The organism is Colwellia sp. SU-HH00943 (assembly GCF_057546125.1).
The window spans coordinates 378,257-402,544 of the sequence record NZ_BAAJLW010000002.1 but is presented as its reverse complement, the minus strand read 5'-3'; the positions used below and the strand labels follow the sequence as shown (position 1 = coordinate 402,544).

Below are 24,288 nucleotides of genomic sequence, written 5' to 3'. Positions count from 1 at the left end.
CAAACATAACTACTCTTGTTCCTCAGTATCAACTATGCCATTTTCGTTAGTGAAGTTAGCTACTATTGAGCGTGAAAACTCACGGGCACGATTATCTAAGGAAATAACCTCATTAATATTACTTACCTGTTCTGAGACAAATTTTTTCACAGAAGTTTCATTTATTTTATAAATATCGGTAAATTTAATGCGTTTGTCTAAAAATGCAGCAACAGCAATTTCATTTGCAGCATTAAGCGCTGTACACGCTCCCTGCCCCATTTTACAAGCATCAATCGCCAGCTTTAAATTCGGGTACTTTTTAAAATCAACAGCTTGGAAATCAAAAGATGCCGTTGTAAAAAAGTCTAAAGGAGCAACTCCTGACTTTATGCGCTCTGGATAAGCTAATGCATGTGCAATAGGTGTGCGCATATCAGGATTGCCCATTTGTGCGATGACTGAGCCATCTTGATATTGCACCATTGAGTGAATTGTACTTTGCGGATGTAAGATTACTTGAATGTCATCAGCTTCAACATTAAACAACCACTTAGCTTCTATAAACTCAAGCCCCTTATTCATCATGGTTGCTGAATCAACTGAAATTTTTCTGCCCATTGACCAGTTAGGGTGAGCACATGCTTGCTCTGGTGTTACTTCTTCAAGTTTATCTTGCTGCCAACTGATAAGTGGGCCACCTGAGCCTGTTAATAGTATTTTACTAATACCATTATCAGCAAGCTGACATTCACCGACACGTTGTTGCTCTTGCCAAGGCAAGCTTTGAAAAATAGCATTATGCTCACTGTCTATAGGCAACAATTGTGCTTTAGACTTTTTCATTGCATCAATGAAGATTTTCCCCGAAGTTACTAAGGCTTCTTTATTAGCCAGTAATACACGCTTTCCAGCCTCTACGGCTGCTAGGGTTGGCATTAAACCCGCCGCTCCAACAATCGCAGCCATAACAGTATCAACACGAGGAGATTTAGCTAACTCAGCTAACGCCTCAGTACCTGAGTTAACAACAATATCATCAAGGTTAGCGCGTGCTAATTGTGTTTTTAACTCTTGAGCGTGAGTAGACGAAACAAGTACAACCGCTTGCGGTTTAAACTCAATACATTGCTGAAGTATTTTATCTACACTAGCATGAGCAGCTAAACTGATAACATCATATTTTTCGGGGTGTAAACGCACAACATCAAGGGTATTCTCACCAATAGATCCTGTTGAGCCTAAAATACATAATTGTCGCTTAGCAACATTGGATGAGACATTATTTTTTAACACTGTGTCTACCAACCAAATAAAACATAGCAAAGCGCAAATATAGGTGCTGTTGCCGTTAAGCTATCAATTCTATCAAGTATACCGCCATGCCCAGGTAAAATAGAGCCGCTATCTTTTACACCTGCTTGGCGCTTAAACATACTTTCGTTTAAGTCACCCAACACAGAAACTGTGGTAATTAATACGGTCACCAGTAATACAATAACTATTTGCGAGCTACTCCAGTTAAGTTGATAAGCTGCAAGGAGAATTAACAAACAAGCGCAAACAACGCCACCAAGAAAGCCTTCAATGGTTTTCCCTGGGCTGACATTCGGCATAAGCTTATGCTTACCCAATGACTTACCAACAAAATACGCCCCTATATCGGCACTCCAAACCATTAAAAATAAAAACATGAGTAATTGTGCACCGTGATAGGCATCTTCACCGTAGTTATTACTACGTATTACCACAAATGCCAGCCACGTAGGCACTAATGTTAACCAACCGAATATGCCTCGAATAGAGCGATGACTTGACCAGAAGGTGCTATATCGAGGGTAGGCAAACATTAATATGGCTGAAATAATCCACCAAATAACAGACAATATAAGTAAGTAAATTGCATAAGGTTGTAATTGTGTCGCTGAGAGCCAGATACTATCGAGAGGTAACATCAACCACACCAGTGTGATTAAAACACTTGTGACAATAACAAATACGCTGCGTCTAGTACTCGTTTCAAATCCCATTAAGGGACCCCATTCCCATGCACCAATAGCAACTATTGCCATTAGCAAGACAGCAAAATAGTTTAAGGGCAAATAAAAAATTGCTGAGATTGCTGCGGGCGCTAAGATTACTGCGGTAATAATTCGTTGTTTTAGCAAACTGTTTCCTTTATTTAATGGTAAATAATAAACTGCAAATTTACGTTCTAGTTAATTGTTATTGCTCGCTTATTAAGCTCACCTTATTATTATATTTATAATTTAAGTGTTAATAGACTACTGTTTAGTCACTTGTTCACCTGTTTTACCAAAGCGCCTTTCTCGTTGATCAAAGGTAGTTATAGCTTGCTCAAACTCAAGCTCATTAAAATCTGGCCATAACACTTCAGTAAAATAAAACTCAGCATATGCTGCTTGCCATAATAAAAAGTTACTGATACGGAAATCACCACCAGTTCGGATCAATAAATCTAATGGCGGTAAATTGGCCAAACATGTGTGCTCATGTAAAGCATCTTCATTGATATCATCAGCCGATATTTGATCATTTTTCAGTTGTAAGGCAAGGTTTTTAGCTGCATTGGCAATATCCCAACGTCCACCATAGTTTGCCGCAACAGATAATACTAAACCGTCATTATTCGCGGTTAACTGCTCTGATTTACGTATATTTTTCTGTAACTTTTCAGAAAAACGACTTAAATCGCCAATCACTTGAAAACGGATATTATTTTTATGTAAACGCTTTACTTCTTTTGTAAGCACATACATAAACAAATCCATCAATACGCTAACTTCTTTTTCAGGACGTTGCCAGTTTTCACTACTAAAAGCAAATAGTGTTAATGCTTCAACTCCCGCTTTACGTGCCCCCCTAACGACAGCACGTACTGACTCAACACCCGCTTTATGGCCAGTCACTCGCGTTTTACCTTGTGCCTGCGCCCAACGACCATTACCATCCATGATAACAGCAATATGCTTAGGAATATTTAAATGCTCACCGTCAGGTGTTGTGCTAGTGGTCACTAAATTGCCTTTTTCTCTCAAATTTTTCTCAAATCTATGAATACAAAAACGCCAGCAGATTTAAAACCTAAACTGGCGCTTAAACGGAAATAATTAAATTTCCATTAACTCTGCTTCTTTTTTCACTAATAACTCATCAACTTGTTTTACATAAGTATCAGTGATTTTTTGAATCTCATCTTCCGCTTGATGCTGTTCATCTTCGCTAATTTCTTTCTCTTTTTGCAGAGTTTTTATGTCTGAGTTAGCATCACGACGAATATTTCGAATAGCAATTTTACCGCCTTCAGCTTCACCACGAACTACTTTAACAAGGTCTTTACGACGCTCTTCTGTTAATGGTGGTAATGGAATGCGAATTAATGTGCCATTAGACTGTGGGTTTAAACCTAAGTCTGATTTCATGATGGCTTTTTCTACCGCAGCGATCATCCCTTTATCAAACACAGTAATAGACAAATTACGGGCATCAGGAACAGAGATATTACCCACTTGGTTGAGTGGTGTTTCCATGCCGTAGTAGTCAACATTAATGTTGTCTAATAAAGAGGCATGAGCACGCCCTGTTCTAACTTTATTTAGATTACCTTTTAAAGACTCAATGCTTTTAGCCATACGCTCTTGCGCATCTTGTTTAATTTCATTTATCACGTTGATATATCCTAAAAATAATTAATTAAATTTAAAAACTTCAATTTATTTTGTTATCACTGTACCTTCAGGCTCACCCATAATGACAGACTTAAGCGCGCCAGGTTTATTCATATTAAACACTCGAATCGGCATATTATGATCACGCGCTAATGTAAATGCTGCTAAATCCATTACCTTTAATTCTTTATCTAATACTTCGTCAAACGTTAATTCATTATAAAGTTCAGCATCTGGGTTTTTCATTGGATCTTCAGAGAAGATACCGTCAACTTTGGTCGCTTTTAAAACGGCATCTGCTTCAATCTCAATACCGCGTAAACATGCAGCAGAGTCTGTGGTGAAAAAAGGGTTTCCTGTGCCAGCTGAAAAAATAACAACACGGCCTGACTTTAGCAAACTAATTGCATTTGACCAATTGTAGCGCTCACATACACCTGCTAAATCGATTGCAGACATTAAACGAGTATTTACAAAAGCTCTGTGTAGTGCGTCACGCATCGCTAAGCCATTCATTACGGTAGCAAGCATGCCCATTTGGTCGCCAACAACACGGTTCATGCCAGCTTCTGCAAGACCTGCTCCACGAAACAGATTACCGCCGCCAATCACAAGGCCCACTTGAATATCCATTTCAACAAGTTCTTTGATTTCTTGCGCCATGCGATCAAGTATTTTGGGGTCAATGCCAAAGCCTTCCTCTCCCATGAGAGCCTCACCACTTAATTTAAGAAGAATGCGACGATATGTTGGTTTTGGACTGATACTCATAGACGGAAATTCCTATTTTGGCTCGCTAAAAAAAGATTAGGGTCAAAATGACCGCGGATATTTTAGTACGTTTAACCCAGTCACGAAAGTGTTAACTGAAAAAACTCGACTTTATTATCAAATTTATGGTGTACACCTTAAAAAATGCATAAAAAAACGCCTACCGAGGTAGACGTTTTTGTGTAATTCAATCTAATTGAGCAAATAACAAGGCGTTCAAATCTTTTTTCTTGGATGCATTTGAAAATATGTTCCTAAGTAAAAAACAAACGTAACGATGTTAGTTGTTCAAATAAGAAGAATTAAGCTTTAGCAGCAGCAATTTGTGCTTCAACTTCTGCAGCAAAATCTTCTTCTTTCTTCTCGATGCCTTCGCCTACTTCTAAGCGAACAAATGAAGAAATAGTGATGCCTTTTTCTTTTAATACTTCACCAACAGACTTTTTAGGTTCCATGATAAAAGCTTGACCTGTTAAAGATACTTCGCCTGTGAATTTCTTCATACGGCCAGTAACCATTTTCTCAGCGATTTCTTCAGGCTTACCTTCATTCATTGCCATTTCAATTTGAATGCGCTTTTCATTAGCTACAACATCAGCTGGTACGTCATCTGGCGTTAAGTAATCAGGCTTACTTGCAGCAACGTGCATTGCAATGTGCTTAAGTGATTCAACATCACCTTCACCAGCAACAACAACACCGATAGTAGCGCCGTGCTTGTATGAAGCTAAAGTAGTACCTTCAACATAAGCTACACGACGAACATTGATGTTTTCACCAATTTTAGTCACAAGTGCAATACGCTCTTCTTCAAACTTAGCTTGTAAGTCTTCGATAGAAAGCTGTTCAGCAGCTGCAGCGTCAGCAACTTTGTTAGCAAATGCTAAGAAGTTATCATCTTTTGCAACGAAGTCAGTTTGACAGTTAACTTCTACTAAAGCGCCATCTTTAATGATGATTTGACCTTCAGCAGCGATGTTACCTGCTTTTTTAGCAGCTTTAGCTTGACCGTTCTTACGCATATTTTCAATCGCAAGATCCATATCACCGTCAGCTTCTTGTAACGCTTTTTTACAATCCATCATGCCCGCAGCTGTGCGTTCACGAAGTTCTTTAACCATTGCAGCAGTAATTGCCATGAGTTAATTCCTCAGTTTTCAGTTATCCCCACTCTACAATTAATAAGTATCATATAAAGTGGGAATAAATAGTAAATTAGGTGTCATAAAAGTAATAACACACGATTATTACTTTTATGAGTCAACGAAATGTTTTGCTCAATTATTTTCTCTAAAGAAAATTACTCAGCTTCAACAAAACCGTCTTTTTCAGCTTGAACAACGATGTTTTGCTCACGACCAGAAATAACAGCATTTGCAACTGCGTCACAGTATAAAGTGATCGCACGGATTGCATCATCGTTACCAGGAACGATGTAATCAATGTTATCTGGGTTAGAGTTAGTATCAACAACAGAAATTACTGGGATACCAAGGTTGTTTGCTTCTTTAATAGCAATGTGTTCGTGATCGGCATCGATGATAAAGATAGCATCAGGTAAACCACCCATGTTCTTAATACCACCTAAGCTTTTATCTAGCTTTTCCATTTCACGAGTACGCATTAATGCTTCTTTCTTAGTTAAAGCTTCGAAAGTACCATCTGTGCTTTGTACTTCAAGATCTTTTAAACGTCTGATTGATTGACGAACTGTTTTCCAGTTAGTCAACATACCACCTAACCAACGGTGGTTTACGAAGAATTGATCAGATTTAAGTGCAGCTTCTTTGATAGCATCACTTGCAGCACGCTTAGTACCAACAAATAAAACTTTACCTTTCTTAGAAGAAACATTGTTAATGAAAGCTAATGCTTCATTAAACATAGGAACTGTTTGTTCAAGGTTGATGATATGAACTTTATCACGAGCACCGAAAATGAATGGCTTCATTTTTGGATTCCAGTAACGAGTTTTGTGACCGAAATGAACACCTGCTTTAAGCATATCGCGCATTGAAACGTTTGACATTGTATTTTCCTTTATGGGGTTAAGCGTTCATACACCCAATATGCACGACCCTTATTGCTCATATAACCACATGGTTACTTAGCTGGGCACCCCGGCATACCTTATATAGATGTATGTGAGTTTATAATATAACTAGCTTTGCTTATGCATAAACTAATCGATTTAATGGTTGCTAAAACCAAGGCGCTTTATGGCATCTTAAAAACCATAAATAGCCACTAAAATTTTAGCGCGCACTTTATACCATAAAAAGATAATTTTAACCAGACAAATAATTCACTGGGATAATTTCTTTTATCACGGTAAAATCCCTCACAATCAAAAGTAAACCAACTTATACTTAACAATTTTAGGTAAATAATGACTACACCATTATCATCAGTTCAGCTATTTTTTCTTTATGATAGCCACTGTCCATGGAGTTTTGCTGCAACGCCATTAATCAAAGAAATTAATCAAGCTTACCCTGAAATAGAGCTGCATTTATGGCATACCGCATTTTTTTCATCATTAAATGAAGCAGATACCCATATCAGTAAGCAAGAAATCATCGAAGTTGAGCAACTGGCTGATATCAAGTTTTCGCCTCAATATATTCAAACACTCGAGCAAAACCGAGATTCAACATTAGCGGCAAATTTGATGACTTGGGCGCATTTAAAAACGCCTTATTTAGCTTTACCATTATTAAGTGCCCTACAAGAAGCTCACTTTGTTCACGGTAATGCTTTATCTACCCAAGCTGACTTAGCAGATATCATCAATAAATTAAAACTGTCACCTCCAGCCAAAGCATGCAAAACTGACAAACTAACCAAAGACACACAAGAATTAGTGCAGGAAGTGTTTGCACTACAAGACATCATTGCAACTCAAGCAATTCCTGCATTATTACTCGCCATTGATGATGAACTTATTTTACTTAATCATAATTTTTATTTAACTCAACCTGAAGCGATTGTTGAAGCAGTAAAAATTGAATTAACAAAACATAACTTATAAAGAGAACGTTATGGCCATACCAATTAAAAGCCAAGAAGAAATAGAAAAAATGCGTGTTGCTGGCAGGCTTGCCAGTGAAGTACTTGAAATGATCGAGCCGCATGTTAAAGCTGGCATCACTACTGATGAACTAAATACCCTATGTGCTGATTATACCGAAAAAGTTCAAGAAGCAATTTCAGCACCACTTAATTATCATAATTTCCCTAAGTCTATCTGTACTTCAGTAAACCATGTCGTTTGTCACGGTATACCTGATGATACCGTGTTAAAAGATGGAGATATTATCAATATTGATATTACGGTAATCAAAGATGGTTATCATGGTGATACAAGTAAAATGTTTCATATAGGTGAAGTTTCACCAGAAGACATCCGACTATGTCGTTTAGCGCAAGAGTCTTTATACGTTGGCTTGAAAAAAGTAAAACCTGGTGCTGATTTTGGTGACATAGGTACTGCCATTCAAAAATTCATTAAGAGTAAAGGTCGTTACTCAATCGTAAGAGATTACTGTGGCCATGGTATTGGTAAAGAGTTTCATGAATCACCACAAATTGTTCATTACAAAAACAAAGCTGGCGAAAAAATGCAAGAAGGCATGTGTTTTACTATTGAGCCAATGATCAACTTAGGTAAAGCGACAACCATATTAGATCAAGACGATAAGTGGACTGTTTACACTAGCGATGGTAAAAACTCTGCCCAATGGGAACATACTATTGTGGTTACCAAAACTGGCTGTGAAATACTTACACTTCGAAAAGAAGAAACGATTAGTAGAATACTGCATAACTAGTGTTTCTTAGCTAAACTTTTCATCACAAAATGATTACAGCTAACCTACAACTCATAACTAGAGTGTAGGTACAATAATAATGAGAAATAGGTAAACCATTGACTACTACAAATATAGCAAATCATACTATTCCAGCTTATTTTACTGATTCTTTAGCTATATCAGCTGAAACTTTATCAAGTAAAGAAATATGCCAATTATCTCTCAAGTTTAATGATTGGTTAAAGGCAGCATTTGCAGAAAATAATGTCGAGAATCTGTTAATTGCTCGCGCGGATTTTGTCGATGCCATACTGACTAAGCTATGGAGTCAACACCACCTAGACGAATTTCAAATCAGTTTACTTGCTGTAGGTGGCTATGGTCGTGGTGAATTACACCCCTATTCAGATGTTGATATTTTGTTATTAACCCAAACCGATATTGATGAAGAGTTAGCTGAAAGAATATCAACTTTTGTCACACAACTTTGGGATATAAAACTCGATGTTGGTCATAGTGTTCGCAGTATAAGAGAGTGCTTAAAGCAAGCTGTTGATGATGTCACTGTTGCTACAAACCTGATGGAAATGCGACAGATCACAGGCAACGAAACCTTAACTCAGCAATTAATGCCTTTATTAAACGAAGATGTTTTTTGGACATCAGAGAAGTTTTTTATTGCTAAATACAATGAACAAAAAAAGCGTCATCAACAATACCATGGCGCGGCATATACCCTTGAGCCTAATCTAAAAGCTAGCCCTGGAGGTTTGCGTGATATTCAAACGATTGCTTGGGTGGCAAAACGCCACTTTTTAGCTGACTCTTTAGAGGAGTTGGTTGAACATCAATACCTATTCCCTAATGAATTAGCTGAGCTGATAGAATCTCAAGACTACCTATGGCGTATGCGCTTTGCACTGCACTTCGTTGCTAAGCGTAGTGAAAACCGTTTGTTGTTTGATTACCAAACGGATGTTGCCAAAATGATGGGCTTTGGTGATGAAGGTAAAGCTCCTGTTGAGCGTATGATGAAACGTTTCTTTCGTATCATTGCCCGTGTCAGCGAATTAAATACCATTTTATTACAACGCTTTAAACAAGAAATCATTCAAGATCCTGAGCAGTATAAGAGTAAAACCATCAATCAAGATTTTGAAGTAGTCAATAAGCTGATTAACACAACTGACGATAGAATTTTTCTTCGCTCGTCAAAAATGTTAGAAATGTTTTTAATTATTGCTCAAGAGCCAGAAATAAAAGGTATTCATTCTCATACTTTACGCTTAATGCGTAACGCCCGTCGCCGATTGATATCTGGTTTACTTGATTATGCAGAGTGTCGACAAATTTTCATGCAAATTATCAGGCACCCTCGCGGTTTAGGGTTAGCTTTTAATTTAATGCACAGACACGGTATTATTGGCTCATACCTGCCGTCATGGCGAAACATTGTTGGTCAAATGCAGTTTGATTTATTTCACGCTTATTCGGTCGACGAGCATAGCTTTCGTGTTGTAAAAAATCTCTATCAATTTAGCCAAAAAGAGCACAATCATAAATTCCCTTTATGTAGCAAAATAGTACAAAAAATTCGTAAGCCTGAGGTGCTCTATTTAGCCGGTATATTTCATGATATAGCTAAAGGCAGAGGTGGTGACCATGCAGAGCTTGGCGCCATTGATGCCTATGAGTTTTGTCAGTCACACCAAATGAATAAACATGATAGTAAAATGGTGTCATGGTTAGTTAAAACACATTTATTAATGTCGGTAACAGCTCAGCGAAGAGATATTAATGATGAAAATGTTATTAGAGCCTTTGGTGAGGTTGTGCGTGATGAAGCCCACCTAGACTACTTATACTGTTTAACGGTTGCCGACATGCGAGCTACCAATGAAAGTTTATGGAATAGTTGGAAAAGTAATTTATTACAAGATTTATACTTTAATACCCTTAGAGCATTTCGTCGTGGTTTATCGAAACCTGTGGAAACACGTTCTCAAATTAGGGAAAACCAGCAGCAAGCCTTAGCTAGACTAGATAACTCAGAGATTAATGAACACCAGCTTACGTCTTTGTGGAAAGAGTTTAGAGTGGATTACTTCCTACGTTATTCACCTGAGCAAATTGCCCGACATTGTCAACGTATTATTGGTCACGATAGAAACGAGCCACTGGTTATTATCAGTCCTAAGCCATATCGAGGCGGTACCGAAGTTTTCGTTTTTACCAAAGAAAAAGCCAATACGTTTGCCAGTACCGTTGAATTACTCAGCATTAAAAAGCTTTCAATTCATGACGCTAAAATTATCACCACTAAAACAGGTTATACCGTCAACACATTCATTGTTTTAGACTCACGCGGCAAGGCGATAAAAGAAAGTTATCACACCGAAGAAATTGCCAATGCGTTAACCCATAAATTAAAGCAAGATAATTATTGTGATGTGCCACTTCAACCTGCACGCAGAGAAGTTAAACAATTCACATTCCCAATTCAGGTTAGCTTTATTAAGATCAGTGCCAAAAGTAAAACCATGATTGAAATAATCGCACTTGATAGACCGGGATTATTAGGGAATATCGCGCAAGTATTCCAGCAATTACAAATTAATATCCATTCAGCAAAAATCACTACTTTTGGTGAAAAAGCGGATGACGTTTTCACCATTTCAACCAGTGATAATCAGGCGCTTAATGAAGAAGAAAAACAACGACTGGCTGAAAAATTAACCCAAGAAATAGATTAACTTTTATTTTATACATATAGGAAATCACAATGACCGACTTAAAGGCATTATCAACGACAATTGAACAAGCATTTGAAGATAGAGCGAACATCAGCCCATCAACCGTGTCAGCGGAAATCAAAACAGCTATTTTAGATGCACTTGCTGCCTTAAATGATGGTTCAGCGCGTGTAGCAGAAAAAATTGATGGTCAATGGCATGTTCATCAATGGTTGAAAAAAGCAGTATTATTATCATTTCGCATTTGGGACAACCAAGTGATTGATGGTGCTGAAAGTACTTTCTTTGATAAAGTTCCGATGAAATACGATGGTTATACTCAAGCTATGTTTGAGGCTGATGGCGTTCGTGTTGTACCGGGTGCTTCTGTTCGTACAGGTAGCTTTATAGGTAAAAATGTTGTGGTCATGCCAAGCTTTGTCAATATTGGCGCTTTTGTCGATGAAGGTTGTATGGTTGATGGCTGGGCTACGGTTGGCTCATGTGCACAAATTGGTAAAAATGTACACTTATCTGGCGGTGTTGGTATTGGTGGTGTTTTAGAGCCATTACAAGCTGGCCCTACAATTATCGAAGATGATTGTTTTATTGGTGCACGTTCTGAAATTGTCGAAGGTGTTGTGGTCGAAGAAGGCTCAGTTATTTCTATGGGTGTTTATATCGGTCAAAGTACCCGTATTTATGATCGTGAAACGGGTGAAACACACTACGGTAGAGTACCTGCTGGCTCTGTTGTTGTACCGGGCAACTTGCCATCTAAATGTGGAAAATACAGTTTATATGCTGCGATTATTGTTAAAAAAGTCGATGCTAAAACACGTGCAAAAACAGGTATTAATGAGTTATTACGTTTAGCTGAATAATCATTTAAACGACTCAAGAAAAAAGCGGTAAGTTTATATAAACTTACCGCTTTTTAATTTAAGTTGCCGTAGCATTAACTGCAATGATGACAGTTAAGCTTTTTACTTATGCTTTTAATTTATCATCAAGCTCTTCAATTTTAGCTTTCCAAATTGCAGGGCCTGCAACATGAGCAGACTCACCTGAGCTATCAACAGCAACCGTTACAGGCATATCTTCTACTTCAAACTCATAAATAGCTTCCATACCTAACTCTTCAAACGCTACCACACGGGCTTTTTTAATTGCTTTAGAAACAAGGTAAGCTGCTCCACCAACAGCCATTAAGTATACCGACTTATGCTCTTTAATATTTTCAACTGTAGCAGCGCCACGCTCTGACTTACCAATAGAGCCTAACAAGCCAGTTTTTGATAACATCATTTCTGAGAATTTATCCATACGCGTTGCAGTGGTAGGGCCTGCTGGGCCTACCGCTTCATCACCAACAGCATCTACCGGCCCTACGTAATAAATAAATTTATCGGTAAAATCAACTGGCAGCTCTTCACCCGCATTTAACATATCTTGTATACGTTTATGCGCTGCATCACGGCCTGTTAAAATAGTACCGCTAAGTAATACTGTTTCGCCTGTTTTCCATTCGGCAACATCCGCTTTAGTTAAACCGTCAACATTAACGCGGCGAACATTCTCACCTACTTCCCAAGTAATATCTGGCCACTCTTCTAACTTAGGTGGTGTTAAATCTGCTGGCCCTGAGCCATCAAGATGAAAGTGTACATGGCGAGTAGCAGCACAGTTAGGGATCATAACAACTGGCTTAGAAGCCGCGTGTGTAGGTACAGTGTTAATTTTTACATCAACAACAGTCGTTAAACCACCAAGCCCTTGCGCGCCAATACCTAATTTATTCACACGTTCAAAAATTTCTAAACGTAACTCTTCCTCAGCATTTTCAGGGCCTCTATCCATTAATTCTTGAATATCTACTGGCTCCATCAAGCTTTCTTTAGCTAATACACCAGCTTTTTCAGCGGTACCGCCTATGCCTATGCCTAACATGCCTGGTGGACACCAACCTGCCCCCATAGATGGTAATGTTTTCACAACCCAGTCAGCTACTGAGTCAGATGGATTTAACATCACCATTTTGGTTTTGTTTTCACTACCACCGCCTTTAGCGGCAATCATCACTTCAATTTCATCCCCAGCAACCATATCAATATGTACAACGGATGGCGTATTATCCTTAGTGTTTTTACGTGTACCAGCAGGATCTGCAACAATAGACGCGCGTAAAGGGTTTTCAGGGTTCATATAGGCACGACGTGTACCTTCATCAACCATTTCTTGTACTGTCATGTCTGTTTTGTCCCACTTAACCGCCATACCTACTTTCACAAAGCAGGTAACAATGCCGGTATCTTGACATATTGGGCGTTTGCCTGTGGCTGACATACGTGAATTAATTAGAATTTGAGCAATGGCATCTTTAGCCGCTGTACTTTGCTCTTTGTGATAAGCTTTTTCCAATGCTTGAATAAAATCTAACGGGTGATAATAAGAAATATATTGTAGTGCATCTTCAATGCTATCTATTAAGTCTTGTTGCTTGATAATTTTATCGGACATGTTGCTCTCAGCTTTCGTTCAAAGTGGAATCACCCAATGAACATAAAATACCAACATCAGCACAACTGAAAGCTGCATTTTATATCCACTTGGGTATATAATCTCTCCTAATATAATAACCTGCTATTGAAATAGCTGCTAGTAGCCAATAGTCGAAATATCTGAGAAACAACACCTTGTCTTCACCTTTTCCACTTACTTTATCCATCAAGCCATTAATTTTGACAAAAGAAGTCACACCCGAAGGATTATTTACGCCTTTATCAGGTGAACCCTGGTCAATATGGTTAGATTCAGGGCACAGTAATCATATCGATGCTTGTTTTGATATTTTAGTGTGGCAACCAGAAGTCACACTATGTACTTATGGTGAAAAAACCAACGTTCATACGCGTCACTCAAATGAATCTTATCTCAGTGAAACAGACCCATTATTGTTACTTGAAGAAATTCAACATAAAACGTTAAATCAGCATTCCCCCTCACAAGAAGGACTCCCTTTTTTAGGTGGGGCATTAGGCTATTTTGCTTACGATCTTGGACGACGTTTTGAAACGCTGCCAACACAGGCAGAGCATGATATTAAAATGCCTGATATGTCTGTAGGTATTTATAGCCAAGCCATTATTTTTGATCATAAAAAGCAGCAATATTTTTTAGTGTGTCCCGAAGCAAAGCGCTCAGCCATTGAAAGCTACCTGCACGCACTAATCAGTGATACGACACTGACGAAGCATCACACAATAGACTTTGCTTTAACCACACCTTGGCAAAGTAATATGGATAAAAACAGCTACCAACAAAAGTTTGATCAGGTACAAGAGTTTTTGCTAAATGGAGACTGTTATCAAATCAATTTAGCTCAACGATTTTCAGCTCATTATCAAGGGGATGAATTTCAAGCTTATTGCACACTTCGTAAAGAAAATAATGCTCCTTTTTCAGCTTTTATGCGTTTTGAACACTCAGCCGTGTTAAGTGTTTCTCCTGAACGATTTTTACAATGCCAACAAGGTAAAGTTCAAAGTAAGCCAATTAAAGGCACTATGCCTAGAAGCGAAGATGAAAGCCAAGATAAACAAAATGCTGTTATCCTTAAAAACTCAAGCAAAGATCGCGCAGAAAACGTCATGATCGTTGATTTACTTCGCAATGATATTTCCAAAGTGTGTATACCAAATTCTGTCGATGTACCTGAGTTATTTGATATAGAAAGCTTCCCTGCCGTGCACCATTTAGTCAGTACGGTTGAAGGACAATTATCAGAGAGTAAAACCCCTCATGATTTACTCCGAGCGGCTTTCCCTGGCGGCTCAATAACCGGAGCACCTAAAATTCGTGCTATGGAGATCATTGAACAACTTGAACCTCACAGGCGAAGTGTTTATTGTGGCAGTATTGGTTATATTTCAAGTTGTAGCACTATGGACACAAGTATTACCATCCGCACGCTAATAGCTGAGCAATCAACGAGTTCACCACAAGTTAATAAACTATTTTGTTGGGCTGGAGGTGGTTTGGTTGCCGACTCAACAGCGCATAATGAATACCAAGAAACACTTGATAAAGTGAAACGTATTTTACCGGTATTAAGTAATTTCACTAAATATAAAAGTGAGTGATACATGAATAAAAATGACTTTTTACATCGGTTTCATTTACAGCGATTGCCGCAATCAAGTCATAACTATCAACATCACTCAACCCTTAAATCCGCCGCGGTGCTTATTGGCCTTATTGACAATCCAACAAGTAATTCAGGCTTACAAGTATTATTAACAAAACGTTCCAGCCATTTAAAACATCACCCTTCACAAATCAGTTTTCCAGGTGGAAAAGTAGAGCCTAACGACACTAATATGATTGACACTGCGCTAAGGGAAACCTATGAAGAAATAGGTGTAGCCCCAAGTACTGTTTCAGTCATAGGGCAACTTCCTCTTTATCAAGTGATAAGTGGCTATCAAATAACCCCTATCGTTGCACTTATTGACCCTCAGCAAGACTATCAATTAGATGACAATGAAGTGGCTGAAATATTTCACGTGCCATTACAGCACTTTTTACAAACAAAAAATCATCACTGCATTACCGCGCTTCGTCATGGCCGGGAACATAACATCCATTTCTTCCCTTATAAGCACTACAATATATGGGGTGCAACTGCCGCTATTCTCAAAGATTTAGTTGAGCAGATAAAATAAGCTGTACCGAAATCTAGCCACTTTTATTACCGGTTTCAAAGATTTTGTTCTAATATTTGTTTTCAATAATGATAACTTTTAGCTATCATTACCATATTAACGACAATACAAGTCGCAAATAGCGAAACATTATTCGGAAATAAACATGATAAGTGTATTTGATATGTTTTCAGTGGGTATTGGTCCATCTAGCTCTCATACAGTAGGCCCAATGAAAGCAGCAAAATTATTTATAGATGAACTACAAAAACAATCCCAACTGCTTAATGTCGATCGCGTTAAATGTGAACTATTTGGCTCGTTAGGACAAACAGGTATAGGCCATGGCACTGGTAAAGCTATCATTTTGGGCTTATCTGGTGAAGTGCCAGAAACTATTGAAGTTGACTCAATTGACTCTATTTTATCCAATGTTGTTCAAAGTGAAAAAGTCATATTGGCTGGCAAGCATAGTGTTAGTTTTCCTAAAGATGACGCGATAATTTATCATCGCCGTAAAACATTACCTGCGCACGCTAATGCAATGACACTCTATGCCTACCAAGCAAACACACTTATTTTGGCGCAAACTTATTACTCTATCGGTGGTGGCTTTATTGTTGAAGATTGTGACTTTGAAAAAGAAAAGGATAAAGCCTTATCATTACACGCTAATATAGATAAACCCCATAAATTTGCTAATGCTGCAGAGCTATTGGAACTGACCAAAGCCAGTGGTTTAAGTATTAGCACTATCATGATGAATAATGAAAAGTGCCTTAATGATGAAGCAAGTATTCGTGCTCAACTTATTAATATATGGCAAGTAATGCGCAGTAGTGTCGAACGAGGCATGAAAACTGAAGGGATTCTTCCTGGCGGTTTAAAAGTAAATCGCCGTGCCCCTGCCCTACATCGTTCATTAAAAGTTGAGAAATCAAACGATCCCTTAACCGCAATGGACTGGGTAAATCTTTTTGCTCTAGCAGTAAATGAAGAAAACGCTGCTGGTAGTAGAGTGGTTACCGCACCAACCAATGGCGCAGCAGGTATAATTCCGGCAGTGTTATGTTATTACGACAAATTTGTTCAACCCGTCACCGATGATGATTGCATCCGTTACTTACTCACCGCTGCAGCGATCGGTATTTTATATAAAACAAATGCGTCAATTTCAGGAGCAGAAGTGGGTTGTCAAGGAGAAGTCGGTGTTGCCTGCTCAATGGCTGCAGCTGCATTAACTGAGATTATGGGCGGCACTCCAACTCAAGTAGAAAATGCTGCTGAAATAGGTATGGAGCACAATTTAGGTCTCACTTGTGATCCTGTTGGCGGCTTAGTACAAGTACCATGTATAGAGCGAAATGCGATGGGTGCAGTGAAAGCAATTAATGCCTCAAGGCTAGCATTACGTGGTACTGGTACCCAAAAAGTAAGCTTAGATAAAGTCATTAAAACTATGTGGGATACTGGGAATGACATGAAAAGTAAGTACAAAGAAACATCACGGGGCGGTTTAGCTGTGAACATTATTGAGTGTTAATTTGACTAATTAAATCAAAGCCTATAATGCGATAGTTTTTGAAGTTTTAACTTCGAGGAATAGGCGTGAATGGTTAATGGTTAAAACAAAAACTAGGCTTAAGTAGCAAGTTTCACTGCTTGCTACTTAATATCTTGCTTAATACGTTGGCAGTTTAACGTCTTTTAATAACTCATCTACCTCAGTATTGTTTTTCATCATCATGGCACGAGTAACAATATCTTTAGTTAAATGCGGTGCAAAGCGTTCAATAAAGTCAAACATATAGCCTCGTAAAAAGCTGCCGCGTCTAAAGCCAATTTTAGTCGTACTCGCCTTAAATAAATGGCTAGCATCAAGAGTCACAAGATCACTATCAATTTTAGGATCGATTGCCATTGATGCAATCACACCAATGCCTACCCCTAAACGTACATAGGTTTTAATAACATCAGCATCTGTTGCTGTAAACGCAATTTTTGGCTCTGCTCCAGCTTTTTCAAACGCAGCATCAAGCTCTGAACGACCGGTAAAACCAAACACATAAGTCACGAGTGAATACTTAGCAATGTCTGCAATAGTTAAATCTTGCTTCTTGGCTAACGGGTGATCTTTACGAACTATAATGCTTCTATTCCAGTGGTAACAAGGCAGCATGACTAAATCGTTGTACAAGTGCAAAGATTCAGTGGCTATTGCAAAGTCAGCCTCACCTTTAGCAGCAGAGTCACTGATTTGAGCAGGTGTACCTTGAGACATTTGTAACGATACTTTAGAGTATTTCTTAATGAAGCCTTGAATAACTTCAGGTAAAGCATAGCGTGCTTGAGTGTGTGTTGTTGCTATACGTAAGCGGCCTTCATCAGGTTGAGTATGTTCACGAGCAACGGCTTTTATCCCTTCCACTTTAGATAATATTTGCTGTGCAATATTAATAACTTCTTGTCCAGCAGAAGTCACATGAGTTAAATGCTTACCGCTGCGACCAAATATTTGAATACCTAACTCATCTTCTAGCATGCGTACTTGCTTTGAAATACCAGGCTGTGAGGTAAAGAGTGCTTCTGCTGTTGCAGAAACATTAAGGTTGTTGTTTAGCACTTCAACGATATAACGTAATTGTTGCAATTTCATAAATAAACTTCAGCTGCTCAAAATATCTCTTATAGCAAAATGATATACTTAATCGGAAATTTATTCCATATTAAATTACGATTTTTGTAAATTTAATTCACCATTTTGCCAAAAAAGCCCCTAAGACCTTTTTGAACTAGCTTATTATTCATACTAAAAAGACAAATTCCCTTTAAATTTCCTTGTGCTATAAAAATAAAATCAGTGTTAATTGTAAGTTATCCCTTGCTAAACATTACATTTTTTGTAGACTGATATTACCTAGGTAAAGAATCCAAGTGACAAATTGTTCACATATACACTATAAGAGCTTTATTATGATCGCTATAATCGTAGGCCTAATTATCGCCTTAATCATTTTTGTTGTTATTGTTAGCGCAATTCAACAACATAAAGAAAAGCAAGAAGCAGAAAGACGCACTAAAACAGCCAAACAGAAAGCTATCATAGATGAAAATGAAGAGCTTATTCTTAATTTATCAAACCTCCCTTCTAGCCCTAACCTAGTTAAAATATTAAATGTCAGAAGCTTAAATGCAGCCAAAGCAATACAAGAACTAACACCTAATTTAAAAGGTATTAAAAATAGAATACAAGAGCTTAAGTCTAGACTTGAAGCCGCAGAAGATTTAGCAGCAAGTCAGCCCAATGATGACTCTTTCCAACTACCAGATAACGAGCAGCAACTTCTCACTATTTTGCAATGTATCAAGAAAGTACGCGCGACTTTAAAGTCAGAGCAAACCAAAGGTAACCTTGATGCACAAACTTTTACTAAAGAAGATCAACGTTTAGATGCTATGCAATTAAAAATCAATATTGAAAGTTTGGTGAAGCGTGGGTCACAAGCTCAAAATAAAGAAATGCTTGGCTCTGCTCGACAATATTTAGAAAAAGCATTGCAAACACTAGCGAACCACCCATTAAAAACCGATTATGTTGCCGCTAAGCAAGCTGAAATTACAGCGCAATTACAAGAAATAACCGATGCGTTGAAAAACACAAACGCGCAAGATGCAGCTAAAAAAGCAAAAAGTGAAGAAGATGAGCTGGATCTGTTATTTCAACCTAAAAAGAAATGGTAACTCCAAAAATTGCACATTGTTAAGCCAGCTTTTGCTGGCTTTTTTAATGTTAAAAAGTATATTGATAACGATTAAACATGTTAAACAAAACTAATACTATTACACTGCCATCATTCCTTCGTAAAGCGATGAAAGCCTACGCTCTAAAAGCATTGATAAGGCAGCAAGGTTGCGAGTTACAGCGAATAGGCCGTTCCAGAAATTGGCAACTAAAAGCCAATTTTGAGCAAATACAAACTATTATAGAGTTGATTGAACAAGCTGATGAGCCTAGCTGGCTTTGGCTATCAACGCTGCTTAGAAAAGAATATCAACACTTAAGTCATGATGAATTACTCAATGTCGCTAAAATGCTTGATGGCGTTACAGTAAGCGCTTTAATTGCTAGAACTGATTGCACCATAACTCAAGCAAGACAAGTTATTGATGAATTAGAAGGTTTAGACTAGTACTTTTATCGCTAGACTCATCACGGATTATTGAATACAACAAAGCCTACATTTTAATTTAGGCTATTGAGTCAGCTTGGAGCTGTTTTGTTGCAATTACAAAGCGGCTTTTTATTTTTAGAAGACTTTTTCTCTAGTTTTCAATGGCTATTGAGCCACAAGAAAGTGTTCGAATAACATTAAAAATGTACAATTAGTTCTATTATTCAGTTAGTTATTAAGAGGTTTGAAGCGTTTAGGTGGGTTTTACTGTAATTTTCCGGCCTTCATGTCTCTAAAAAGGAAAAAGCACTAACCATTATGATCAGTACTTTCGATTCTAGTTGTACTTTTGTTTTGTACTAAGATTTTTTCTTAAATCTGCGAGAAGCTAAACCCATTAAGCCTAAAGCAAAAACTGCTAAAGTAGAAGGCTCAGGAACATCTACAGTTTCAAAGTCAACTACAAACCTTAGCATTGCTTCGTCAGATGAGCGTGTTGGAAAAGTTGAAGAGCCAGTCCAAGTCCACTGATGGTCTCCTCCTGTACGATATACATTTAGTCCTAGCCAGTTTTCACCCGATGAAAGAGCTGAATTTAAAATTGATGTTATATCAAAAGATTGAACTCCAGTAGTACCATTTGTAGCAAAGGCTAGACTTCCGTAATCGACACCAGTAAAACCTTGAAGGTGACTTAATAAACCATTCGAATCGTAACCATCTATGTTAAAGTTAGATGAGCCACTTACTGCATCAAGCATTTGGAAACTTAAAAACGCGGAATTTATATTTGCTCCTGACAAACTAGATATATCTATTTGTATATTATTTTGAGCTTGAGTTCGTTCACTTTCTAATCTAAATAGGTGAGCAAAACTTGTTGCGTACATACCAACAAAGCCTGTACCGCTAAACGTTTGTGAAGTATTGCCATCTGAATATGATGTAAATCCAGCTAAGTCTTTCAATTCATATGTAATCAATCCAGCATTAGCAATTCCACTAACAGCCAAAGCAAAGCTAGCCACTAAGCCTTTTAAAAATTTATTTTTCATTTGAGTTTTCCTTTTAATCCTTTTCCATCGAGGTTGAAAGATATTTAATAAAGCTAAAATAAATACTTATTGGGTGATATGCAGGTAGTGCGCCAATTAGTTAACTCATAAAAAAACAATAGGTTAGTGGGTTTGTAATATTTAAGACTTGAACCTTTGTAAAATAACTTGACACTAAAATCTGTTATTCATAAAGCTTGGCTTGTGTTCAGTCTTGTTGCGATACACTTCATCAATACGTACTTTATCTAGGCTAAATGACCGCAAATATTCTGCGGTATAAAGTTTTCTGGTTAAGCCTAATCTCATAGCTGGTGTAGAAGGTTTAGACTAGTAGGCAAAGCGCTGAACTAATCACTGCATATTGCAAACAAAAAAGCCTGCATCATGCAGGCTTTTAATTACTGATTACTTAACTACTGACTTTAATGCTGTTTATTGCTTAGCAGTTGCTTTTTTAGCAGGCTTTTTCTTCGCTACTTTCTTTTTCGGTTTAGGAATATCCTCTACCCAAGCACCGTCAATATACTTAGCCGTCCAACCTGTTGCCTTGCCATCAACTTCACTCATGACATATTGCTCTTTAGTTTTTCGGCTATAACGAACAATAGCTAAATTACCTTTATTATCTTGCTCTGGTGCATCAGCCAGATAATAAAACTTAGCAGATATTCTATCTCTAAAGCGCTTAAGCTCTGCCACTTTTGGCGCGCGCGTTTCACGTGAACGTGGAAAAGTACTAGCAGCTAAGAAGATACCTGCGGCACCATCACGCAACACAAAGTGCGCTTCTGACTTTTCACAAGCAAGTTCAGGCAACTGAACAGGATCTTCTTTTGGCGGCGCTGCTTCCCCATTGGCAAGCAATTTACGTGTGTTCTTACATTCTTCATTGGTACAATCAAAATACTTACCAAAACGTCCAGATTTCAGCTCCATATCTGATTGACAACGATCACACTCTAAAACGGGACCATCATAACCTTTAATTTTGAACGTACCTTGCTCAACTTCTATGCCGTCACACTCAGGGTTATTACCACAGACATGTAACTTGCGAGTTTCATCAATAAGGTAGCTGTCCATCGCTGTATTACATTTTTGACAACGATGCATAGCGCGTAATGCTTCAGTTTCTTGATCTTCAGCTAAAACACTGACAGCCTCTTCACCCGGCGTTAAATTCATTGTCGTGGTGCAACGCTCTTTTGGCGGTAAAGCATAACCAGAGCAACCTAAAAACACACCTGTAGAGGCAGTTCTAATCCCCATTTTACGGTTACATGTTGGGCAATCAATGTCTGTTAACACTGGCGAGTTATTGCGCATACCGCCATCGTCAACATCTTTATTTGCAAGGGTAAGTTTTTTGCTGAAATTTTTATAAAACTCATCTAAAACCGCTTTCCAATCAAGTTCTCCAACGGCAATCGCATCAAGCTCTTGTTCCATATTAGCGGTGAAGTCATAGCTCATAAGTTTTTCAAAACTCATCGACAAACTATCGGTTACTATTTCACCCATTTTTTCAGCATAAAAGCGTTTTTTATCTAAGCGAACATAACCTCTGTCTTGAATGGTTGAAATAATAGACGCATAAGTAGATGGGCGGCCAATAGAGCGCTTTTCAAGTTCTTTCACTAACGATGCTTCACCATAGCGTGCTGGTGGCTTAGTAAAGTGTTGACTTGCTTCTAAATCATCTAAGGTGAGTGACTCACCAACAGTTAAATCAGGTAAATGTTTGTCATCACCTTTAGCAAGCTGTGGATGAACACGTGCCCAACCATCAAATTGCATTACTCGACCTTTCGCTTTTAAATCGAAACTAGCAGCACTGATAGTTAACGTGCTTACGGTGTAACGTGCAGCCGTCATTTGACAAGCCACAAATTGTCGCCAAATTAAGTCATATAGTTTTTTAGCATCAGCATCGATACCTTCCATTAATGCCGATTGAAGATTGACATTGGATGGACGAATTGCCTCATGCGCCTCTTGAGCCCCTTCTTTTGAACCATACACTTTAGGCTTTTCAGGTAAGTAATTATCACCAAAGTTTTTGCTGATATAACCACGGCACATGTCAACGGCATCTTTACTCAAATTAGTTGAATCGGTTCGCATATAAGTAATATGACCCGCTTCATATAAACGTTGCGCTAAGCCCATGGTACGTTTAACACCATAACCTAATTTAGTGCTAGCAGCTTGTTGCAGTGTAGAAGTAATAAAAGGAGCTGAAGGCGTACTTTTAGAAGGCCTATCTTCACGCTTACTGACCGTGTATTGTGCAGGTTTTAATATAGATAATGCTTTGTCGGCATCAGTTTTATTAGTCGGCTTAAACGCTTTACCATTTTCATGAGTTACATCAAGGGTTAAAGCTTCATTTTTACTAGAATGAGTTTGTGCAGCTATTTCCCAAAACTCTTTAGGGTCAAATGCTTTAATCTCCCGCTCTTTTTCTACAACGAGTTTTACGGCGACAGATTGTACTCGACCTGCCGATAAACCACGGGCCACTTTCTTCCAAAGTAATGGACTCACCATAAAGCCGACAACGCGATCTAAAAATCGACGTGCTTGTTGAGCATTTACACCCGGCATACTTAATTCACCCGGCGTAGAGAAAGCTTGCTGAATTGAACTTTCAGTTATTTCATTAAAAACAACGCGGCGAAACTTGTCATCATCACCACCAATAATTTCTTTTAAGTGCCATGCAATCGCTTCTCCCTCACGATCCAAATCGGTTGCGAGATAGACAGTGTCAGCTTTGTCTGCAAGTTTTTTTAATTCACTAACAACCTTTTCTTTTCCTGGCAAAATTTGGTAGTTAGCTGCCCAGTTTTTATCTGGATCAATACCCATACGATTAACAAGCGCTTGTTTATCTCGTTTTGCTTTATATTTAGCTTTTGCTTCAGGCGTCATTTTACGTACTTCAGCAGGAGACTTTGCTGCTACTTTTTTGCCTGTACTACCGTGAGGTAGATCTCGAACATGACCGACGCTTGACTTAACTACGAAGTCTTTCCCTAAATATTTATTGATTGTTTTCGCTTTGGCTGGCGACTCGACAATAACCAATGATTTTGCCATAAAAATTTGTAATCCTACTAATTCGATCGTGCTTTAATAGACAAAAGTAAATTATTTTTTTGTCTTTTTATTCACGCATTACTTAACGTTAAAAAGTGCGAGCATGCCCTTTAATACTATTTAAATAACGCTAAAAATTAATTTCATTGTAAAAATATGATTGCATACCTATTTATACATATATCTATAAATATACAAATTGACAAGTATTTATTTTTTGAGTCAGCTGAGGCGCCTATGACTCGTTGCAGCTTTTGACTATAATGCCTA

Annotated in this window: 20 protein-coding genes; 9 read left to right on the top strand and 11 right to left on the bottom strand. The window is 38.1% G+C overall.

Annotated elements, in window-relative coordinates; all coding sequences use genetic code 11:
- Nucleotides 1-9 precede the first annotated feature (9 nt).
- From ispC to rpsB, 7 genes are all read right to left on the bottom strand, one after another.
- Entirely contained in the window at nucleotides 10-1,275 is a 1,266-nt protein-coding gene (gene ispC, locus AC27GZ_RS06965; protein WP_487094183.1) for a 1-deoxy-D-xylulose-5-phosphate reductoisomerase, read from the bottom strand.
- Between the two features lie 5 nt (nucleotides 1,276-1,280).
- Nucleotides 1,281-2,147 (bottom strand): phosphatidate cytidylyltransferase, encoded by an 867-nt coding sequence (locus AC27GZ_RS06960; RefSeq protein ID WP_487094182.1) that lies wholly within the window; start codon nucleotides 2,145-2,147, stop codon nucleotides 1,281-1,283.
- A gap of 117 nt (nucleotides 2,148-2,264) precedes the next feature.
- Nucleotides 2,265-2,954, bottom strand: coding sequence for a polyprenyl diphosphate synthase (gene uppS, locus AC27GZ_RS06955; RefSeq protein WP_487094536.1), 690 nt, complete (start codon nucleotides 2,952-2,954; stop codon nucleotides 2,265-2,267).
- 156 nt (nucleotides 2,955-3,110) lie between these two features.
- Entirely contained in the window at nucleotides 3,111-3,668 is a 558-nt protein-coding gene (gene frr / locus AC27GZ_RS06950; RefSeq protein ID WP_487094181.1) for a ribosome recycling factor, read from the bottom strand.
- A gap of 45 nt (nucleotides 3,669-3,713) precedes the next feature.
- Complete coding sequence (gene pyrH, locus AC27GZ_RS06945; protein WP_487094180.1) at nucleotides 3,714-4,439, bottom strand: UMP kinase; 726 nt, start codon at nucleotides 4,437-4,439, stop codon at nucleotides 3,714-3,716.
- A 302-nt stretch (nucleotides 4,440-4,741) separates the two neighbouring features.
- Entirely contained in the window at nucleotides 4,742-5,578 is an 837-nt protein-coding gene (gene tsf, locus AC27GZ_RS06940; protein ID WP_487094179.1) for a translation elongation factor Ts, read from the bottom strand.
- Nucleotides 5,579-5,739: 161 nt separating this feature from the next.
- The gene (rpsB, locus tag AC27GZ_RS06935; protein WP_487094178.1) at nucleotides 5,740-6,468 is read right to left on the bottom strand and encodes a 30S ribosomal protein S2; all 729 of its coding nucleotides are present in this window, start codon (nucleotides 6,466-6,468) and stop codon (nucleotides 5,740-5,742) included.
- A gap of 360 nt (nucleotides 6,469-6,828) precedes the next feature.
- Here rpsB and AC27GZ_RS06930 point away from each other — a divergent pair, with 360 nt between their 5' ends.
- The 4 genes from AC27GZ_RS06930 to dapD all read left to right on the top strand — a co-directional run bounded on the left by AC27GZ_RS06930 (nucleotide 6,829) and on the right by dapD (nucleotide 11,867).
- Complete coding sequence (locus AC27GZ_RS06930; RefSeq protein ID WP_487094176.1) at nucleotides 6,829-7,470, top strand: DsbA family protein; 642 nt, start codon at nucleotides 6,829-6,831, stop codon at nucleotides 7,468-7,470.
- A gap of 10 nt (nucleotides 7,471-7,480) precedes the next feature.
- Complete coding sequence (gene map, locus AC27GZ_RS06925) at nucleotides 7,481-8,269, top strand: type I methionyl aminopeptidase (protein ID WP_487094175.1); 789 nt, start codon at nucleotides 7,481-7,483, stop codon at nucleotides 8,267-8,269.
- A gap of 98 nt (nucleotides 8,270-8,367) precedes the next feature.
- Nucleotides 8,368-11,004, top strand: coding sequence for a [protein-PII] uridylyltransferase (gene glnD, locus AC27GZ_RS06920; protein ID WP_487094174.1), 2,637 nt, complete (start codon nucleotides 8,368-8,370; stop codon nucleotides 11,002-11,004).
- Between the two features lie 29 nt (nucleotides 11,005-11,033).
- Nucleotides 11,034-11,867 (top strand): 2,3,4,5-tetrahydropyridine-2,6-dicarboxylate N-succinyltransferase, encoded by an 834-nt coding sequence (dapD, locus tag AC27GZ_RS06915; protein WP_487094173.1) that lies wholly within the window; start codon nucleotides 11,034-11,036, stop codon nucleotides 11,865-11,867.
- Between the two features lie 106 nt (nucleotides 11,868-11,973).
- Here the strand turns inward: dapD and AC27GZ_RS06910 are convergent, their stop codons facing one another.
- The gene (locus AC27GZ_RS06910) at nucleotides 11,974-13,503 is read right to left on the bottom strand and encodes a fumarate hydratase (protein WP_487094172.1); all 1,530 of its coding nucleotides are present in this window, start codon (nucleotides 13,501-13,503) and stop codon (nucleotides 11,974-11,976) included.
- 176 nt (nucleotides 13,504-13,679) lie between these two features.
- On the opposite strand from AC27GZ_RS06910, the gene pabB reads away from it, so the two are divergent.
- The 3 genes from pabB to AC27GZ_RS06895 all read left to right on the top strand — a co-directional run bounded on the left by pabB (nucleotide 13,680) and on the right by AC27GZ_RS06895 (nucleotide 17,229).
- Nucleotides 13,680-15,125 carry an aminodeoxychorismate synthase component I gene (pabB, locus tag AC27GZ_RS06905; protein ID WP_487094171.1) on the top strand — a complete coding sequence of 482 codons (1,446 nt, stop codon included), beginning with the start codon at nucleotides 13,680-13,682 and terminating at the stop codon, nucleotides 15,123-15,125.
- Between the two features lie 3 nt (nucleotides 15,126-15,128).
- Nucleotides 15,129-15,707, top strand: a complete 579-nt coding sequence (locus AC27GZ_RS06900) for a CoA pyrophosphatase (protein WP_487094170.1) — start codon at nucleotides 15,129-15,131, stop codon at nucleotides 15,705-15,707.
- A 145-nt stretch (nucleotides 15,708-15,852) separates the two neighbouring features.
- On the top strand, nucleotides 15,853-17,229 hold the full coding sequence (locus tag AC27GZ_RS06895) for an L-serine ammonia-lyase (RefSeq protein WP_487094169.1): 1,377 nt from the start codon (nucleotides 15,853-15,855) through the stop codon (nucleotides 17,227-17,229).
- A gap of 138 nt (nucleotides 17,230-17,367) precedes the next feature.
- On the opposite strand, the gene cysB is transcribed toward AC27GZ_RS06895, so the two are convergent.
- Nucleotides 17,368-18,342: an HTH-type transcriptional regulator CysB gene (gene cysB, locus AC27GZ_RS06890; protein ID WP_487094168.1), complete on the bottom strand. Its 975-nt coding sequence runs from the start codon at nucleotides 18,340-18,342 to the stop codon at nucleotides 17,368-17,370.
- A gap of 317 nt (nucleotides 18,343-18,659) precedes the next feature.
- Here cysB and AC27GZ_RS06885 point away from each other — a divergent pair, with 317 nt between their 5' ends.
- Together AC27GZ_RS06885 and AC27GZ_RS06880 are read left to right on the top strand one after the other, a co-directional pair.
- A complete protein-coding gene (locus AC27GZ_RS06885; RefSeq protein ID WP_487094167.1) occupies nucleotides 18,660-19,427 on the top strand; it encodes a hypothetical protein in 768 nt (255 codons plus the stop codon).
- A 77-nt stretch (nucleotides 19,428-19,504) separates the two neighbouring features.
- The gene (locus tag AC27GZ_RS06880; RefSeq protein WP_487094166.1) at nucleotides 19,505-19,876 is read left to right on the top strand and encodes a ribosome recycling factor family protein; all 372 of its coding nucleotides are present in this window, start codon (nucleotides 19,505-19,507) and stop codon (nucleotides 19,874-19,876) included.
- A gap of 341 nt (nucleotides 19,877-20,217) precedes the next feature.
- Here the strand turns inward: AC27GZ_RS06880 and AC27GZ_RS06875 are convergent, their stop codons facing one another.
- Together AC27GZ_RS06875 and topA are read right to left on the bottom strand one after the other, a co-directional pair.
- The gene (locus tag AC27GZ_RS06875) at nucleotides 20,218-20,913 is read right to left on the bottom strand and encodes a PEP-CTERM sorting domain-containing protein (protein ID WP_487094165.1); all 696 of its coding nucleotides are present in this window, start codon (nucleotides 20,911-20,913) and stop codon (nucleotides 20,218-20,220) included.
- A 435-nt stretch (nucleotides 20,914-21,348) separates the two neighbouring features.
- On the bottom strand, nucleotides 21,349-24,018 hold the full coding sequence (topA, locus tag AC27GZ_RS06870) for a type I DNA topoisomerase (RefSeq protein WP_487094164.1): 2,670 nt from the start codon (nucleotides 24,016-24,018) through the stop codon (nucleotides 21,349-21,351).
- Nucleotides 24,019-24,288 lie beyond the last annotated feature (270 nt).

Bases quoted from the DNA above. Each gene is read 5' to 3' on its own strand.
- uppS (WP_487094536.1), bottom strand. From the start codon at position 2,954: ATGGATGGTAATGGTCGTTGGGCGCAGGCACAAGGTAAAACGCGAGTG.
- pyrH (WP_487094180.1), bottom strand. From the start codon at position 4,439: ATGAGTATCAGTCCAAAACCAACATATCGTCGCATTCTTCTTAAATTA.
- tsf (WP_487094179.1), bottom strand. From the start codon at position 5,578: ATGGCAATTACTGCTGCAATGGTTAAAGAACTTCGTGAACGCACAGCT.
- rpsB (WP_487094178.1), bottom strand. From the start codon at position 6,468: ATGTCAAACGTTTCAATGCGCGATATGCTTAAAGCAGGTGTTCATTTC.
- AC27GZ_RS06930 (WP_487094176.1), top strand. From the start codon at position 6,829: ATGACTACACCATTATCATCAGTTCAGCTATTTTTTCTTTATGATAGC.
- map (WP_487094175.1), top strand. From the start codon at position 7,481: ATGGCCATACCAATTAAAAGCCAAGAAGAAATAGAAAAAATGCGTGTT.
- dapD (WP_487094173.1), top strand. From the start codon at position 11,034: ATGACCGACTTAAAGGCATTATCAACGACAATTGAACAAGCATTTGAA.
- AC27GZ_RS06910 (WP_487094172.1), bottom strand. From the start codon at position 13,503: ATGTCCGATAAAATTATCAAGCAACAAGACTTAATAGATAGCATTGAA.
- AC27GZ_RS06900 (WP_487094170.1), top strand. From the start codon at position 15,129: ATGAATAAAAATGACTTTTTACATCGGTTTCATTTACAGCGATTGCCG.
- AC27GZ_RS06895 (WP_487094169.1), top strand. From the start codon at position 15,853: ATGATAAGTGTATTTGATATGTTTTCAGTGGGTATTGGTCCATCTAGC.
- cysB (WP_487094168.1), bottom strand. From the start codon at position 18,342: ATGAAATTGCAACAATTACGTTATATCGTTGAAGTGCTAAACAACAAC.
- AC27GZ_RS06885 (WP_487094167.1), top strand. From the start codon at position 18,660: ATGATCGCTATAATCGTAGGCCTAATTATCGCCTTAATCATTTTTGTT.
- AC27GZ_RS06880 (WP_487094166.1), top strand. From the start codon at position 19,505: ATGTTAAACAAAACTAATACTATTACACTGCCATCATTCCTTCGTAAA.
- AC27GZ_RS06875 (WP_487094165.1), bottom strand. From the start codon at position 20,913: ATGAAAAATAAATTTTTAAAAGGCTTAGTGGCTAGCTTTGCTTTGGCT.
- topA (WP_487094164.1), bottom strand. From the start codon at position 24,018: ATGGCAAAATCATTGGTTATTGTCGAGTCGCCAGCCAAAGCGAAAACA.